General features: G+C 63.0%; 10 protein-coding genes. All 10 read left to right on the top strand.

Features of this window, described 5'->3' with window-relative positions; genetic code table 11:
* Positions 1-46 precede the first annotated feature (46 nt).
* Positions 47-3,841: a hypothetical protein gene (locus AB0366_RS22200; protein ID WP_366245841.1), complete on the top strand. Its 3,795-nt coding sequence runs from the start codon at positions 47-49 to the stop codon at positions 3,839-3,841.
* Between the two features lie 284 nt (positions 3,842-4,125).
* The gene (locus tag AB0366_RS22205; RefSeq protein ID WP_032373207.1) at positions 4,126-4,575 is read left to right on the top strand and encodes a hypothetical protein; all 450 of its coding nucleotides are present in this window, start codon (positions 4,126-4,128) and stop codon (positions 4,573-4,575) included.
* 116 nt (positions 4,576-4,691) lie between these two features.
* Positions 4,692-6,137, top strand: a complete 1,446-nt coding sequence (locus tag AB0366_RS22210) for a hypothetical protein (RefSeq protein ID WP_032373206.1) — start codon at positions 4,692-4,694, stop codon at positions 6,135-6,137.
* 19 nt (positions 6,138-6,156) lie between these two features.
* Entirely contained in the window at positions 6,157-7,842 is a 1,686-nt protein-coding gene (locus AB0366_RS22215; RefSeq protein ID WP_366238992.1) for a phage tail tip lysozyme, read from the top strand.
* 143 nt (positions 7,843-7,985) lie between these two features.
* Entirely contained in the window at positions 7,986-9,032 is a 1,047-nt protein-coding gene (locus AB0366_RS22220) for a hypothetical protein (protein WP_366245843.1), read from the top strand.
* A gap of 3 nt (positions 9,033-9,035) precedes the next feature.
* Positions 9,036-9,758, top strand: a complete 723-nt coding sequence (locus AB0366_RS22225; protein ID WP_155288614.1) for a hypothetical protein — start codon at positions 9,036-9,038, stop codon at positions 9,756-9,758.
* A 190-nt stretch (positions 9,759-9,948) separates the two neighbouring features.
* Positions 9,949-10,608, top strand: coding sequence for a hypothetical protein (locus AB0366_RS22230; protein WP_366245845.1), 660 nt, complete (start codon positions 9,949-9,951; stop codon positions 10,606-10,608).
* 69 nt (positions 10,609-10,677) lie between these two features.
* Entirely contained in the window at positions 10,678-11,916 is a 1,239-nt protein-coding gene (locus AB0366_RS22235) for a hypothetical protein (protein ID WP_366245846.1), read from the top strand.
* 68 nt (positions 11,917-11,984) lie between these two features.
* Positions 11,985-14,624, top strand: coding sequence for a relaxase MobL (gene mobL / locus AB0366_RS22240; RefSeq protein WP_366245847.1), 2,640 nt, complete (start codon positions 11,985-11,987; stop codon positions 14,622-14,624).
* A 142-nt stretch (positions 14,625-14,766) separates the two neighbouring features.
* Positions 14,767-16,218 carry a hypothetical protein gene (locus AB0366_RS22245; RefSeq protein WP_366245848.1) on the top strand — a complete coding sequence of 484 codons (1,452 nt, stop codon included), beginning with the start codon at positions 14,767-14,769 and terminating at the stop codon, positions 16,216-16,218.
* The last annotated feature ends 22 nt before the right edge of the window (positions 16,219-16,240 follow it).

A 16,240-nucleotide genomic window follows, 5' to 3' on the forward strand; every position in this document is an offset into this window, starting at 1 on the left:
AAGTACAGGGACGACACGACGGGGACGAGGTTTCACGATGGGGGAGGTGACGACATCTCGAGCGTGCGGTCGCAGGCTGCTGGGAGGCCTGGTGGTGGTCTTACTCACCGCCATGGTGGCGGCCGGCCTGATTGCGTCCGCCGGCACGGCCAACGCGGTTCCAGCTGATGCCAGCGCAAAATACGGGCGCGGATACACCGAGCTGGCAGAGAAGAACATCGCCAAACTTTGCCCAGAGAGCGGAGCCGACAGCGGGTCGAGTTCCACCGACGAGGCCACTGCCGATCCTGGACTCGACGAGCCGATCGTCGGTGGGACAGGCTGCTCGATAGAGGACCCGGCGCTCTGGGAGGCGGTCGGTGTCTGCGCGGATCCTGAGAAGAAAGCCGAGCCGGATCCGGCGAAACTCGACGAGGCCGACTTCATCAAGTGCATGGCGGGCAAGGGATTCGGTAAAGAAGAGAAGGAGGCCGAGGACAAGGCTGCGCCCGGCGACGAGGCCGTTGCGAACCTGTCACTCGCTCGTCTGAGCTCGTCTCTGACCAGCTTCTACGTCAACGCGTTGTCGCCACTGGGCGCAGGCAACTCGTCTGGAGATACAGAGGCAGCCGATTCGGAAATCGAAGGTGCGGCCGGTACGGAGACCAAGGAAGGTCTCGACGCATGGGAACCGATTCTGAGCCAGCCCGGCAGCGCCGGATCTTTCGTCGGCAGTCCAGACAGAAGCAAGCAGGAAAGCACGGATTGGCTGTTCAGTGCTGCGGATGCGGCCAATGTGTCCAGCGTGAACTATTCCGCGTTCAACAGAGACAACCCTGAAGCGAGGGGGACAACCGCCGAGACGAACGCACCGGTGGACGGCGGCGTCGAGGGATACCTGCTCTACGGCGCGATGCTCTCGGGCATGGGCTTCGATACGGTGATGGCCGCTGACGGCGGTGCTGCGGCCGGGCGCGGCCTGTCCGGAATGCTGATGATGGCGGGATATGCCGGAGCCGGGTTCGTCGACGTCGCGTTCGATTCGGTGATGTCAGTTCTGCAGTGGACCAACCCTTTCCGGTTCATGGTCGACGCGGTCAGTGACAACACCGACCCCAGCTTCACTGCAGGCATGGAGGGCAGCGCTGAGGAACCACCTGGTGCCTTCGATGGTTTGCGTGAGTTCTTCGGTCAGATCTATGGCGCGATGGTCGAACTCGGCTGGATGGTGACCATCCCGATGTTCATCGCGACAACGGTCGCCGGGATGCTGCTACTACGCAAGTTCGACAGCGGCAGCAAGATGAAGGCTCTGATCATCAGGATCGCCTTCCTCGTCGTCGGCCTCCCGTTGCTGGGAACGAGTTACACCGCAGGTCTGGACGCGATGAAGGGTGCCTCCGGAGACGCCGCCACCGCACAGTCCACGAAGGTCGTCCTGAGCACGTACGTCGATTTCGAGGCCTGGGTCAATGGGCCTCGACTACAGCCACCGACAACCGCTCAGAGTAGGGGTGAGTTCTGGTGGAACGAGGACAACGACGCCCCGAACGGTGCCACCGCTGCGGTGGCTCGCAAACTCGCGTTGAGCATCAACGCCGGAAACAGGCCTGTGTGGGCAACTTTCGGCGAGGACAGCTCCACCTCACCCAACGGAAACGACACGAGTTGGGCGACGTCGGTCAGCGGCAGCAGTCCGACAGGAGGCACCACAGGCTCCGCTGACGTGAGTGATCCGAACGTTTTCACCTCAACCATGGAGTTGCTCAACAAATTTCGCAACGGTGACACCGTCAGCGCCGGCGGATTCGAGTCGAGCATCAAAGCGGGCTTGATCCAGGAGATGGACAAGTACAAAGGGACGCCGCTCGAGCAGGAGACACGAGAGACGATCGCGTCGTGGTTCCAGGACCTGTCGTCGCCGGAGGCTTTGCAGTCGATGACCGGGACCGATGTGGGGAAGATGAAGAACCCGCTCATCGAGGTGGCACCGGGCGCGAGTTTCAAGGCCGAGAGGGACCCGAGCAACGACTACTCGATCATGACATTCGCGAAGGGCGACAGCAGTGGTGCGTGCCTGAATTCGACAGTGGTCAGTCGAGACTGGGATGGCAAGGCGGACAGCGAGGCTCGGACGAAGTGCAACATGTCTCCACTCGCCATGTACAACTACCTGAACACCTCGTTCGGGCCGACTGGCATGCAGGTGTACACGCCAGGTCAGACGACCAGCTCGTGGGCGCGCGAAGCGCATGCCAGCGTCACTGCGATCGGCACTGGACCGGCGCAGTTCATGTATTGGTTCTCGGCGATGACGATGCTCTTGTCGTTCACGATCATCGGCCTGGCCTACGCGATGATGATGATGATCTCGTCCCTCAAGCGAGGTATTCAGCTACTGGGATCGGTACCGTTCGCGACGCTAGGTTTCGTCGCTGGTATCGCGAAGTGCGTTATCTACACCGCCGCGATGTTCTTGGAGATCCTGGGCACGATCTTCATCTACAAGGTCGTCCAGGAGCTCATCGTCGTCGTGCCGACCATCCTCGAACGGCCGCTCGCCGAGAGACTGACAGACGGAGTGTCGGAAGGGACGAAGGTCGCGGCGGGAGCCGGTGCCGCCGGATTGCTGAGCCTCGCTGGAGAGAACAACCTTCACACAGTCGTACTGATCATCACTTTTGTCAGCTCATTGGGCCTGATCATCTTCACAATGATGGCGCTCAAAATCCGGAGGTCGTTGCTCGACGGCGTGGATCAGGCGGTAACCCGGTTGGTCAACAAATTCATGGATACCCAGGCGTCCGGCGGTATGGACCCGGGCCAACCCGGAGCACTGCGCCAGGGCGTTGCCCGCGGGGGCGGTATGGCCGCCACGTCGATGCTGATGGGCGGAGGTGGTTTCGGCGGTGACGGCGGTGACGGCGGCGGCGATGGCGGCGGTGGAGACATAGGCGGAGATTCGGACGGAACAGGACCCGACGGCGGCGGGAACGGTACGCCGGGCAAGCCCGGGGCCGGTGACGGCTCGATGAGCATGGACAAAGACGGAAACCTTGTCGACGGTACGGGCCAGTCGGTCACCGGCAGCGGAGGTCAGCCGCTGACAGCAGCAGACATGATGCCTATCGACGCCAGTACCGGCAACGTCCACGACGGCACGGGTGCACCGATTCTCGGCGAGGACGGCTCGCCGCTGAGCGCGGACGATGTCGCAGGGTTCGACGGACAAGGCCGCATGCTCGGCGACAACGGCGAGGTGCTCACAGACGCCAACGGTCAGGAACTGACGAGCCAGCCCGCTGCTGCAGCGGCATCGCGACTGGCGGGTGACCGAGCCGTAGCAGCGAGTGTGCTCAGTCGCGGGCTCAGCGACTTCCCCAGCGGTGCGCCGGCAGGATCCCCGGCGGGAGCGATTGTTCCTGTGTCCCCGCAGAATCAGCCGGCCGCCTTTGATCAGAGTGGACAGACTCGTCAGGTCGGTGGGCCTCTTCGTTCGGACGTCATCGCCAATGGCGGGGACGGCGGCAACAGTTCGGCCCTCAGCCACACCGCGGCGCTCACCGCGTCCTCGATGGTCTCGCAAAGACTCGCGGGCCCGCCGCGACGTAGGCCGCCGGAGGCCATGGGTCCGTCGGGCAAGGGCGCAGCGCCATCCGGGAACGGCCACGGCGGCGGGGGCGGCGGTCAGACAGGCGGGCAAGCGCCGCAGCGGCGGGGCACGGGTACAGGATCGGCGATGACCACAGCGGCGATGAGCGCGGCAATGCATAACCAACGGGGAGACAATCCAGCACCTCGACCCCCGGCCACCGGCGAACGGGGCGAGGGCCCTCCGACACCGCGGCCGCGGGAGAACTGATCTCGACCTTCTCACGTCGAGCGCCATGGTGCCGGTCCGTTCACCGGGCTACCGCCGTCACGAGTAGGCCGGACCGACACCGCAGGTACATCTCGATAAAGATATTTGTCGAGAGTTATTCTCGACAAGGATATTGACGTCCTCACCTGGACAGAGGGCTGATATAGTTTTTATCAGGGAGTTATACAGGCGCGATCCGAGTCGCCGACACGGATACGTCGGTGACGTCACCAAGACCACAGACACGACCCCGGCACTGCCCGGCGGACAAGGAGAGATCGCGGATGAGCTTCATGCAGATGGTGACTTCGGCCGAGAGTGCTGGATCGACGTTCTTGGCGCAGACCGGCGCAGACGAAACCGGCGGTGGCAGCAGCGGCGGGGACTGGGACCTCATCGAGTTCTTCACCAACGGACAGAGTTACGCAGAAAAGGCCGGCGGCGCGTTCCTGGGCCTGGTCGGCGTGTTCTGCCTCTTGTTTGCCGCATGGAAAGCCTTCCAGAAGCTCACCAACGAGCAGTCCCGGGAGAGCTGGGGCAAGGTCATCGCACTTATCGCACTCGGTGGCGTGCTGCTCTTCGGTGGCTACCAGTTGATTGCCGATCTGGCAGAGGGCGGCAAGGACACCGTCGACAACTTCGGGGACAACGGTGGCGGTGCGATCACCGTCTCCCAGGGTGCCGTCGGGCCGAGCCTGCTCGATCTCGGCACCGGAGTTGTGGCTCAGCTCTAGGTCTGTGACGGAAAGCGAACCCCTGAACTTGCACCCATGTGGACAAGTTCAGGGGTTCGCCTGCTTTGCAGCGGTTCTGCGAGAGCCGCGAAGAGAAGACACTTGAGGGGTGAGTGATGGCCAATTCGACGGAAGACGTTTCTGTCGTCGGCGACGAGACGCGGCTCGAAAGCTTTCGGAGAGTGTGGAAAACGTTCTCCGATCGATTCAAGCTGGGCTCGCACTACACGATCGAACGGTTCGGAGTGATCGTGGCCGCATTGTCGGTGTCCGGTGCGTTGGTTATCGGAATGACGGTGTGGGGCGCTATCAGCGCAGGTAACACAGTTCTTGGCCAAACCGCGCTCTACACAAACAGTTTCGTCGCGTCGCGGACCGGCGTGCAGGGCACCGTGGAACCGGTGTACGTCAACCGGGAGCGCAATAGGGCGCTCGTTCTCATGAAGTTCGAGATCCCCTCCCAGATGAGTTCGGACGCTGCGGACTATTACGTGTACGGGACTGGCATCGAGGGCGGTCCAGCAGGCGGCCCGACCAAGCTCGAGACGCCGTTGGCCGGCGCGGTGTACTCGTTCGCGAACACCGGATACCTGGGAATCATCCTCGAAGCGCCCGATGGTTTCGCCTCGCAGTTGATCAACTTGACGGTGCGTGCGCGCAAAGAACTGATGACACCTCTCAACCGTCCCAAGGCGGCAGGAATGGACAATAGTTTCATCGAGCACGACCAATGGCGGATCGTGGTGAACCCTGGAGCAAGTGGCGCAACTCCTTTGCGCGCGTTGGATTCCGACCGCATACCTGAGCCCGAGGACATCTTCGCCGACGCAGTGACGTGGCGGAACGAACAGGCCAAACGGAAGGTGCTCGACGGCAAGTTGGCGGACATGAAAACACAGCTGACGCGGATCTCGAATTTCACCTCGATGATGGCCCAGACAAGTGTGCCGGTGGGCGACGATCCCAGCGTGCGCCTGCTTCCGCCGGCGCTGCCGTCCTCCATCGACGGCGACTCGATCACGGGTATGTCGTCGACCGAACTGCGCAAGGCGCTCTCCGAAAAGCCCGCCAGCGAGGTCGAGGGTGTCGGATCGAAGACAGAGCGCGCCAGGCTGCTCGACACGTTCTCCAACGGCTACTGGGTCAACGGGTACACCCTGAACTCGCCGGGGGCGATGTCGGGCGGCACCGACTTCGACTGGAGGCAGCGCTCTGTGGCCGACGGCTACTTCGAGACACTCGGTGCCCGGGAGGGCTCGATCGGCGAGTATCTGGCGACGCTGTCGAGCCAGCCGATCCCGTCGATGAGCTCAAGGGATCTGCGGTGGCCGCTGAGCAACGGCCAATCGATCAACGACCTGCGGCCCAAGGACACCGCCTCCAAGCCATTGATCGAGCTGCGGAACAACGCGATGGCCGCCTACGACAACTACTTCACGCTCAAGCGGTCATATCAAACTGTGGATCTGCTCGAGTTGCTCGTGATGGAGCAGACGTTGGACCAAGTGGCATCAGGCTCGACTAAGGCGTCGGGTCCCACAACGGCGAGCTTCCGCTCGTGACCGCGGCGTTGGTGCGCCGATGAGCAAAGGCGATATGCCGCCGGTACAGCCGCGGCGAGACGACCAGGGCTCGGGAGAGGACGACAGCGGAGCCAAAGCGAGTGAGGCTGCGCTGAGTAAAGCGGGCGCGGCCACGGGCAGTGGCGCACTCTCAGGTGCGGGGCTCGCGATGAACGCCGCGCGGGGCGGTTCTCGATGGGTAGGCGCCGGGGTACGCAAACTCGCCATGGCGGGTGTCCAAGCGGGAGCAAAGGTCTCAGGTCTCACCGGCGGGGCGCTCTCGGTAGGCGCAGGCACGGGCGTCGCAGTGGGCGGTAGTGGGTTGATATTGGCTTTGGTGTTGTCTCTGGGCGGACAGGTCATCGATCAGAAGGGACAGCGGCGCGAGTCGCTGAGCGAGATCTGCCAGGAGTTGACCGAGTCTCCCACGACACGGGCACGCAGCGGTGATGCTGCGACCGTCGACGCGAGTATGGAGGAGCAGGCCAAGAAGGTCTACTCGGTTCTGAGCTACGCCGGAATGAACGATCAGAACATCGCTGGGGTGCTCGGCAACTTCCAGACCGAGTCCGGCATCGACCCGACGTCGATCCAGAACATCTTCGACGAGCCGTACAAGGTCGGGCCGAAGAAGCAGAGCAAGATCGATGCGGGTGGATTCGGAGGTAACTCGACTGGTCTGGGTTTGGGCCAATGGACAGGGTCCCGCGCGCAACAGCTGCTCGATTACGCCAAGGACAAGGGCGGTGACTGGCACGACATCGAGATCCAGCTGGCATTCGCGATGAGTGAGGACTCGGGGGCACCGATCTTCAAAGACATGATTGCTGGGAAGAATCCCGGTGCCGACGATCCTGGCGACGCTGCCTTCTACTACCTCGACGAGTGGGAGAACCCAGCAGATCAGGCCCGGGGTGGGGCCAACGATGTCACGCGCCGCGAGCAGGCCGGAATCTGGTACGTGAAAATGAGGAGCTGGTCGGCTGACAGCTCGCTTGGGTCGTCGGTTCTGGCCCTTGCCGGGCAGACCCAGCGAACGGCCGACAACAAAGCGCTCGTGGCGGAACTGCTGAACTGCCCGGGCCTGAGCGGAGGCGGCGGCAGCGCCGGTGGAGGGAACAGTTCAGCGGCCGAAGCGATGGTGTCATTCGCGTGGCCGTTCCTCGACGACAGCCGAGGAAACGACGGCACGGACCTGTACATGTATGTCCACGACCAGGTGTACACGGGTGACCCGTACTACGCCAGCTGCGACCGAGGCGTCGGCTCGGCTGTGCGCTGGAGCGGAACCGACGACGCGTTCCCTCCCGGCCCTGTCAGTGCCCAGGAGCAGTACGTCAACGGAGAGGGCCGGGACAAATGGGAGAAGGTCGGATCCGCGATGAACGAGGCCGATCTCAAGCCCGGTGACGTGCTGATCGCCCCGAACCACATCGAGATGTACGTGGGCGAAGACGCGGTGAAGAAGGTGTGGCCGAACGAGTCGGACCATGAGCCAGACGCCGTCATCGGGCATGCCTCGCTCAATGACAGGTCTCCGGCGCTCGACAGTTTCGGAGCGATCAGCGATGACGGCCGCAGTTTCGTCGCCTACCGGTCCAAGAGCAAAGAGACGGACTCGGAGTTCACCGACGTCAAAGCTCCCGCCGGGATGAAGCCCGGAAAGGGCGACAAAACAGCGGCTTCCACGACGCCGGGACCGTGACAGCAGTGCGGAGCCAGGTGTCGATTCGGTTTATCGTGATATTCTCGTGTCTCGGCCAATAGGCGCTTTCACCTGCATCGATAGCGACTTTTGAAACTAGTCAGAATTACTTTGAAAATACTCCGAATGAGAGGATGTTCTCCATGGACGAGGACACGCCGACCGAAAATCGCGGGACCGAACCTACCGAGAATTCGGGACATCGCCCCGAGGCGGGCATGGCCGATCGCATGCGCAAGGCCCGTGAAGCATCCCAGAGAAGCCGGATCGACGAGGCGCGCCGGCGTGCACCCAAAGCCTCGGTGATTCGATACACCATGGTGGTAGTTCTCGCTGTCGCAAGCCTGGGCATGGTTGTGTACTTCACCGGCACGAGTTCCGCGCACGAGAGCGCCGTGCGCTCGAATCTCGCGGAGATCAGAGAGCTGGAGAAGGCGCTCGCCGAGTCCGAGGTCGCTGCCGAGTCGGTGCCCGATGCAGATGAACTGCGGCCGGCGTTCAGCACTGCAGCGGCCAAGGGCGAGGAACTCGCCACTCTGCAGAACGAGATGGGCGGCCTGAACTTCGAGGTGCGTGACCGCAGTGCGGCTCTCGGGGAATACGGGGGTCTGGTCGACGAGGCAAAGAAGTACTTCACCACCGGCTCTCTTAGCGGCGGCGCTTTCCTTCCGCACGGACAGTGGTATCAGCCGCACGAGCCGGGAAAGAACGAGAAGGGCCAGGCAGCCTGGATACGGGTGTCGGGAGACAGTTGGGAGTGGCGCTCGATTCCGACCAAGACCGTCGATGGCTCGGGCAGCATCACTGCGCTGTGGGAGGCCAGCTTCGTAGGCGGAGAGAACGACGGAATGCTGCTCGCCTGGGTGACCGGCAAATTCGACCCACAGCGTGGCGAGTTCTACGACATGAAGCGCGGCCTCACCACGGAGGGCAATGCGCGGCTCGGGGCAACGACGAGTCCACCGGAAGGAAGCACGGAGAAGTCACTGGTCGCCGCACCGAACGAGAAGGATTTGATCGATGACGCCCTGAGCGCGACGCCGACGACAGGATCGAGCAGGGGCACCGGAACCACCAGCGCCACACCTACTCCTACGCCCACCGGCACGGCGGGCTCGACCACAACTCCGGCGCCGACGGATGCGCAGGACCCCGAGATGGCCGACCCCGGCCTGGACGGAGTGAACTGAGCGATGAGTAACCAGAAGAGCAGAACCGCGGGGAGCTTTCACGCCGACGCGTCGGACTCAAAGCAGGAGCGGTTCCGTAAATTCTTGATGCGCAACGCGCTTGTGATCGTGACGGCGGTGGTCTTCGTGACTGTGTATTTGGTGTTGGGCGGGATCTCATCCGACCGAGACGCCGACCTGGCCAGCCAGAGGTCGGAGATCCTTTCGCTCCAGGGGCAACTCTCGATGAATCAGGACCAGGTGCACAGCGAGCAGGGAGCGGCGGTCGAAGAGGCGACCAACGGCCTCGAGATCGACCACAAGGATGACGACGATCAGACCATCACAGAGTTGATGAAACGTGCCCTGACGTGGAACGGCCTCAGCGAGTACCTCGATCAGCGCGACAAGGTGATGAAAACCTACGGATTCGCCGAAGACAGTCAATTCATGCAGGTGTTCATGCCGGGGGAGGACCAGGGTGCGCAGCGTACGGCCCCATCGGGCAAAACATACGGCGCGTTCGACAAAGACATGAAGAGCGAATTCGTCTCGCTCAACAGCTCGGTGACCAGCATTGCCGGTGATGTGTACGGCTACTTCTCGATCGTCGAGATGCGTGTGGCCTCCGGCTCCGGCGCATCGAGCTCCACCGCCTTCGTGTCACTGAGCTACGACATGATCGACGGCAAGCCAGGAAATCTCGACGCCTACACAATCCCTGGAGGGGTCCAGCGGTCAGGCTAGAAAAGTCTGCAAAGAAAGTCCCGAGTCCGGCAAATTAGGGAAACGCCGCAGGTAGAACTCATGTTCACCTGCGGCTTTCTTGATGATAAGATTTATTCCAGATAATAGTCTGCAAGGTACGCAGGACGGTCTTGGACCGCCGACGAGGGACCGTGGTCCACGCACGGCCACGGGAGGACGAGGTAGGAACATGACCGCGAAGAACAAACGCAGAGACGCCGGAACCGGAGCGAGCGACGCTCGTGCTGAGATCGGTGTCGCGCTCGGTGAGATTCGTCAGAGCGTGGCGCGGAACGCTGCCGCGAGGCAGGAGGACCTGGGCCCCCTCGGCCTCGCGGTGGTAGACGCGGGTGCCCCGGAGTGGACCGTGCGCGCACACAATCGTCTGGGACACGTCGGCGGTTTCATCTTGTTCGTGTGCCTGATGGTGATCGGATGGCCGCTGCTCGTGGTGTTGGCGAGCACGCTAGTGCGCATCGTAGGCGTCAACGTGATCACCCGGATTCCAGCGTCAGTGCTCGGCGAACTAGGTGTTCCGGTCGAACTGGCGGCCAGCACCAGCGACCGCTTCTTGTTCACCTGGGTAATTCCCGTGGTCTTCTTCGTGCTGGTACTTGCGGGGTTGACGTGCCTCGCCCTTCGACGCGTGGTGCTGTGGTCGTGGGAATGGACCCGTCGACTCGCACTCGGTCTGTTCGCCGGATACGGCACCAGCGTGCCCGCGGACAGACGTGATCGCCGCGCGCAGAAGATCGACAGCGACAGCGCGAAGGCCGCAGGTCGGAGACAGCGAGCAGGGGACGACAAGGCGCACGCGGCCAGGGACACTGCCGCTACCGCAAACAGGTGATCGGGGGCGGTGCGCCCGTCGACCAGGCCGGAAACCTTCTGAAGTCAGCCTTTACGAGGAGTACGCAGTATGGACAAGCCCATCAAGCTCGCAGGATTTTCGGCAGCGACGCCTTTGGCCAGGCAGCTGGTTGCCGCGAACCCTGCCGGCATGATCAGCCTCGAGCAGATCCCCATGCTCGCTGTGTTCACATTGCAATCGACGACGTTCGACTATGTCGGTCACCAGCACGTACCTCAGCTTCGCCTCATCGGTCGTTTGGACCGACTCATTCCGGAAAATCCACAGGAGATGCCCTACAACATCGGTGAGATCGGGCTCAACGAAGAAGAGTCGATCAGGATTGTCGGGGACTACCCGTTCAACGCGGAACAGCTTGCGACGCTGCTCGACAAGGGTATGTACATGGACGGTTTCGGTCCGCCGGAGAAGTTGGTGGGCCTGCCGTTCGAGGTCGACACCCGGATCGATCTTCGGATCCTGCCGCCGAACCAGGAAGGCGCGCCGCCGTTGGCGATCGCGGACCTGGGACCGATGCGCTTTTTCGATATGCGTTTCGAGACGTCGGGATACGAACTCGCTGAACAGTTCCCGGACCATCGAGGCCCGCTGATCGAGGCCGGCAAGATCACGGGGCACGAGGTATTGGGCGTTGATCAGGAATTGACCTCGGAACAGGCTGACCTGGCCGACTTCTCCTTTGGCAGGGCAGGAGAGGCAGGCGATCCGAGGATGACTGCCGGCTCTGCGAGCAAGAACCTCGTCGAGCGGCTCACAGCACTGTTGGACGTCGACCTGGATGCGCCGAGGGCGTTGCGCGGATTGCGTGAGGATATGCGGGCGGTGCGGTCACGGTCCGATCGTGTTCGCGCGAATCTGTTGTCTCCCGGACTGGCCGACGATTCTATCGAGAGTACCCCGCCGGCGACCGACAGGTCGACCACGAACGACGATGAATTGGGCAGGGCCGCAGCGCAGTTGCAGAACATCGACCTCGACGACCTCGATTTGAGCGGCTTCTCACTCGAGGACGACTCGCAGGATGACGACACCTCGCTGCCCACGCTCACGCTGTCCACACAGGACCCAATCGTTGCGTCACTGATTGCAGAGCACGAGGACAACGGATTCTCTTTCGGCGAAGCAGCAGAGGATGATTCGGCGATCAAGGCTCGTAAGGCGCGACAGGCCCGCGAGGCGTCGGCGCGTCGGGCCCGTCAGAATCAGCAGACCGAGGCGACACATCACTTGTCCGAAGGAAACGCCCCTCGGACGACGGACCACGACGGCCCGCAGCTAGGCGGCTGAGTGCCCGAACGGGGCTGACACCGAGCATATTTCGGTAGCAGCCCCGTTCTTAGTAGCGAAGGACACTGATGGTGACACTGAAGCAGTCGATCATCGTGGTCAACGAATACACGATCAAGACCGATACCGACAAGACCAGCGGCACCCGTGGAGGTAGCCCTGGTGCCTATGTCACGCGGTACATGGCGCGAGAGCTGGCGACCGAGCCGATTGCGCCTGTGCAGCGCGCGAGTCTGGATAACTTCGTCACCAAATACATGGCGAGGGCGGATGCGGTCGAATCCATGCTTGCCGACCACCGAACAGGCGAAGCGAGTATTGCCGGCGCGGAACGTACCTCAGGATACGACGCACCGACGCTCTCAGGGCGACGCATCCAGCGCAGCGCCCGCAGAGCGATGGAGAAGGTGCGACGGGCAGTCACCGGAACGGGGAGAGAGCAGGTGGGCCCGGCCGAATTGAAGTCGGAGTTCGCTGCAGCGCAGGGCGACGGCGGTGTTGCCTTCGGACACAACGGAGTTTCCCTCAGCCACGAGCGCCTTCACGGCGACGCCAAGCAGATCCAGGAGCTGTTCGACACCGGCCACACCGTGATGAAAACCGTCCTGAGCTTCGATCACGATTACCTGCTCGAACACGGGCTGGTTCCGGCGAGCATGGAAGTCGATGCCAGCACGGGAACTGCGCGCAGAGGGGCGTATCGAGGTCAGCTCGACCAACTCAAACTGCGGCTCGCGGTTATGGAAGGGCTTACCCGAATGTGCCGGGTAGGGGACTTTTCGGACCTCAAGTATGTCGGGGTCATTCAGGTCGACACCGCTCACGTGCACGTCCACCTGGCGATGGCGGATGCGGGTGCCGGTCGCCGCGCGGGCGACGGCACGCAGAAAGGAAAACTCACTGCGCGGGAGATGGGGCTGCTGCGCAGTGGGCTACATTCGTCCCTCGATCGCCATCGCAGGATCGAACACCTCTCGAGCGCCGTCGGATACCAGCGCCGCAGTGTCAGTGCGTTCGTGCGCCGATGGGCGTACGAGTCCCTGAGCGTGAGCGCCCGGGCACAGTTCGTTCTCGCGTGCCTTCCCGAGAACCGAGCACTGTGGCGAGCTTCGACAAACAGCAAGGAAATGTCGAAGGCCAACAGGCTCGTTCGCGAGTTGGTCGAGGACAACCTCGCACAGCCGGGTTCGCCCATGCCGGAGGCACTGACGCAGATTCGAGAATACGCAGAGCAACGACGGACGAAAGAGGGGCTGAGCCGAGCCGAGCACGACCGACTCGTGGCCAATGGCCGCGAACGGATCGTGCTCCAGGCAATGAACGGGGTCTACTCGGTGCTCTCGGCCGTAGCCGATGACGAACTGAGCGTGCAGACGCCGATGATGCTCTCGATGAGCGAGGACTTGGGTCAGTTGGTCGAGCAGATCTCCGCAGAGCAGCTCGACGCGACGGCCTCGGGCCGCCAGGTTGCAATGAGCGCCGGGCACTTTGCACTGCGGCTGCGCGCATACACCGAGAGATTGGACCGACACAGCACGCTTCGGGAGCAGATGCTGCTCAAGGCGCGGTCCTGGGAAGAAGCTTCCGCGGTCGGCCGCACCGCGCCAGGGTCAGAGGCGATGCATCGCTTCTATCTCACCGAGGCCGACTATCACGGGCGATGCGTGAGCAAGTACCAGCACTACCTGGACATGGGAGGTGCGCGGTTCTCGGAATGGTCGCAGCAGTGGCAAAAGGTCGAGGCGTACGGACGCAAGCTCACGGGTTTGCGGGCGCTTCGCGCGGATAGATCGATCCCCAAGATGAACGACCCACACGCGGCCGAGAAGGTAGGCCGCGAGCTGTACGGACAGGGCGGCGGCGCTCGCTTGGCCCAGAAGGGGGCCGAAGGCAAAGCTGGACGGGCCGTCATCGACGGACGCCTGGAGCTGATGGCCCGTCGTTACTCGACGATGGTCGACGATCTGGTGGAGTCATGGCGCGTCAGCGGGTCGGCGATTCGCGTAGCGACCGTGGAGCCGGGCACTGTCGCCGAAGCCGGCCAGATGCTGCTCACGGGCGGCGCGCCCGATGGGCCTGCCCTCGACATACATGAACCAGGAGCTCACGTGGTGGTCTCGGCCCTTCCCGAGCACCGATTCGAGCTGGTCAAAGGTGTCGATATGCACGAGCTGGGACTTGATTGGAACAAGGACCAGAAGGTCGGTCCGCGCACGGCCGCCCGATTCGGCAATGTGGCCGAGTCTCGCAGCATCGTTGTCGAGGCTGCCGAGGAATGGATGATCGCTTCGGGACAGAGCGCCGAGGTCGCAGCCGAGCTCGGTACTGCCATGTCGGACATCGGCTCTATGCGTGAGCACGCTCGACAGATCCGTTCGAGCGGTCTACTGCCGTCGCTGCTGGCGACGGCAGCCGACAAGACCCGCAGACTTCGACGACGTATCCGAGCGGAAGTCGATGCAGTTACTGCCGCCGAGAACAACACCGCGGGCCGCGATGCCGATCAGGAGGCTGCCGCGAACGAACGAGTTCGTAGCGATCTCGAGACGCTGCTCGTAGAGCAGTCCCGGGGCCGCAAACCCAAACGCAGAGGCACGACAACACGGATCGACACCGGGCTCGGCGGCGCGATCAACGCGTCGATGGAGGTCGCGGTACGCGAGTATCGGCTAGACCACACCGACGACGGCCGGGATCCGCAACTGTGATCGGCGATGACACCGAAAAGCTCTGTGCCGCTGCGGTGGACAAGGTTCCCGATCCACAGCGGAGTGACCGTCGACATCGACTGTCGACGCGGACTGAGGGACCGACCGGTCCCGGCAAGTGTCGAGTGAGGGAGGCGTACAAGTGGCGCGAGTGAAACAGACCGTGGTGGCCGTGGTGCACGGCAACGACGACGGCAGCGGTGTCGATGTGGAGGTGTACCCCTACGCCACTGAGTCCGCGACCGGCCGAAGAGCACAGCAACTGCTCCAGTCGTGGCGACCACAGCCTGGAGAGCTCGACGACTCGTCGCGGGTGGGGCGGCGTATCCATGCGCTTCAGACCGCACCGGGCCATAGCCGCAATCCACAGGACCGCGCAGCAATGGGCTTTTTGACGCGTGCCGTCGAACCGGACTTGGCGTGGGCTCGAGCGATGTCCGGCTCGACGAACGCCCCTGTGTACGACGCCGGCTACGAGTACGAAGTCGGCGAGGTTCTGCTGTTCGACGCGGAGGTCGACACCGAGCGTCTGGAGATCGATTGGAGTACCGCTGTCCCTCATCCCTCCACGAGCCCAGAGACGATCCCGTATTCAGGCCAGGTGGAGCGCGTCGATGGAATTGTCATCGACCCCGAGGCGTGCCGGGAGCGACGGCATCTGGTGACGATGACAGACGAAGGCACTCTGTGTCCGTTCAACGAGGCAGGACAGCTCGTCGTCGGCCTCAGCGATGAGGAGAAGTACAACTACGAGGTAGCGGATCGCTCGCAGATCCCGCACAGGGGTCCGCTGCTGGTTACGGTCGATTTCGGCAGGCCCGTAGGGGCGAACCCGCGGCTGCGGGCCGAGCCGGCCGATGCTGCCATCGGGAGGGGCGCACTCGAGAGATTGGAGCCGACCGACGGGGTCCGTTTTCGACCCGCCGATCTGGAGGCGCTGCGCCTGGCGGCCGGAGATCAGCAGGTACACATCACCGATCCCACAGGTGCAACGGTGGGCGCGGTGTACCTGGTGGAGGCCGACTACGGCACGGAGCTCGTGAACGGCTCGGTGATCTTCGACGGATTGGGTGCGTCCAATGCTGCGGACAGCGGACTTCGCGTGAACTTGAGCGGAGTTCGCTTTGCGAATCACGCTCAGGCTGTTGGGGATACGACTCGTGGATCGGCGTTCCTCGGCGGAAGTGTGTCGAGCAGTCGACGTCAGGGAGCAGGCGCGGTGTACTCGCATACGACGATCGGCCGCCGGGAGGAAAGTCTGGAATCGGCGCTCGACCTCGCGAGCCCGAATCGGACAGCCGACTCGAAGTCCGGTGGTCGTAAAGCGCTCGCGGCGGTCCAGTCCCGTACTGCTTCTCTGGTGCGAGCACATGGCCCGACAGTAGTGGCGGCCACCCGATCGAAGCTGAAGGATCCGGCTGTTCAGGCGGTGCTGCGGAATACGTTGATGACCGCGGTGGAGATCGGACTGGCGGGTAAAGGCGGCAGCTCGATGAGAATCGCACAGGCTGCAAGCACGGCTATGCGAGTAGGAGACATGGTCGCGACAGCACAGACGAATCATGGCGGAAGTAGCGCGGGATTGTCGAGATGACCGAACGCATGCCAATTTGATT

The organism is Rhodococcus sp. NPDC076796, from assembly GCF_040702765.1.
In the GTDB taxonomy this organism is placed as follows: Bacteria; Actinomycetota; Actinomycetes; order Mycobacteriales; family Mycobacteriaceae; genus Rhodococcoides.

Bases quoted from the DNA above. Each gene is read 5' to 3' on its own strand.
- AB0366_RS22205 (WP_032373207.1), top strand. From the start codon at position 4,126: ATGAGCTTCATGCAGATGGTGACTTCGGCCGAGAGTGCTGGATCGACG.
- AB0366_RS22210 (WP_032373206.1), top strand. From the start codon at position 4,692: ATGGCCAATTCGACGGAAGACGTTTCTGTCGTCGGCGACGAGACGCGG.
- AB0366_RS22215 (WP_366238992.1), top strand. From the start codon at position 6,157: ATGAGCAAAGGCGATATGCCGCCGGTACAGCCGCGGCGAGACGACCAG.
- AB0366_RS22220 (WP_366245843.1), top strand. From the start codon at position 7,986: ATGGACGAGGACACGCCGACCGAAAATCGCGGGACCGAACCTACCGAG.
- AB0366_RS22225 (WP_155288614.1), top strand. From the start codon at position 9,036: ATGAGTAACCAGAAGAGCAGAACCGCGGGGAGCTTTCACGCCGACGCG.
- AB0366_RS22230 (WP_366245845.1), top strand. From the start codon at position 9,949: ATGACCGCGAAGAACAAACGCAGAGACGCCGGAACCGGAGCGAGCGAC.
- AB0366_RS22235 (WP_366245846.1), top strand. From the start codon at position 10,678: ATGGACAAGCCCATCAAGCTCGCAGGATTTTCGGCAGCGACGCCTTTG.
- mobL (WP_366245847.1), top strand. From the start codon at position 11,985: ATGGTGACACTGAAGCAGTCGATCATCGTGGTCAACGAATACACGATC.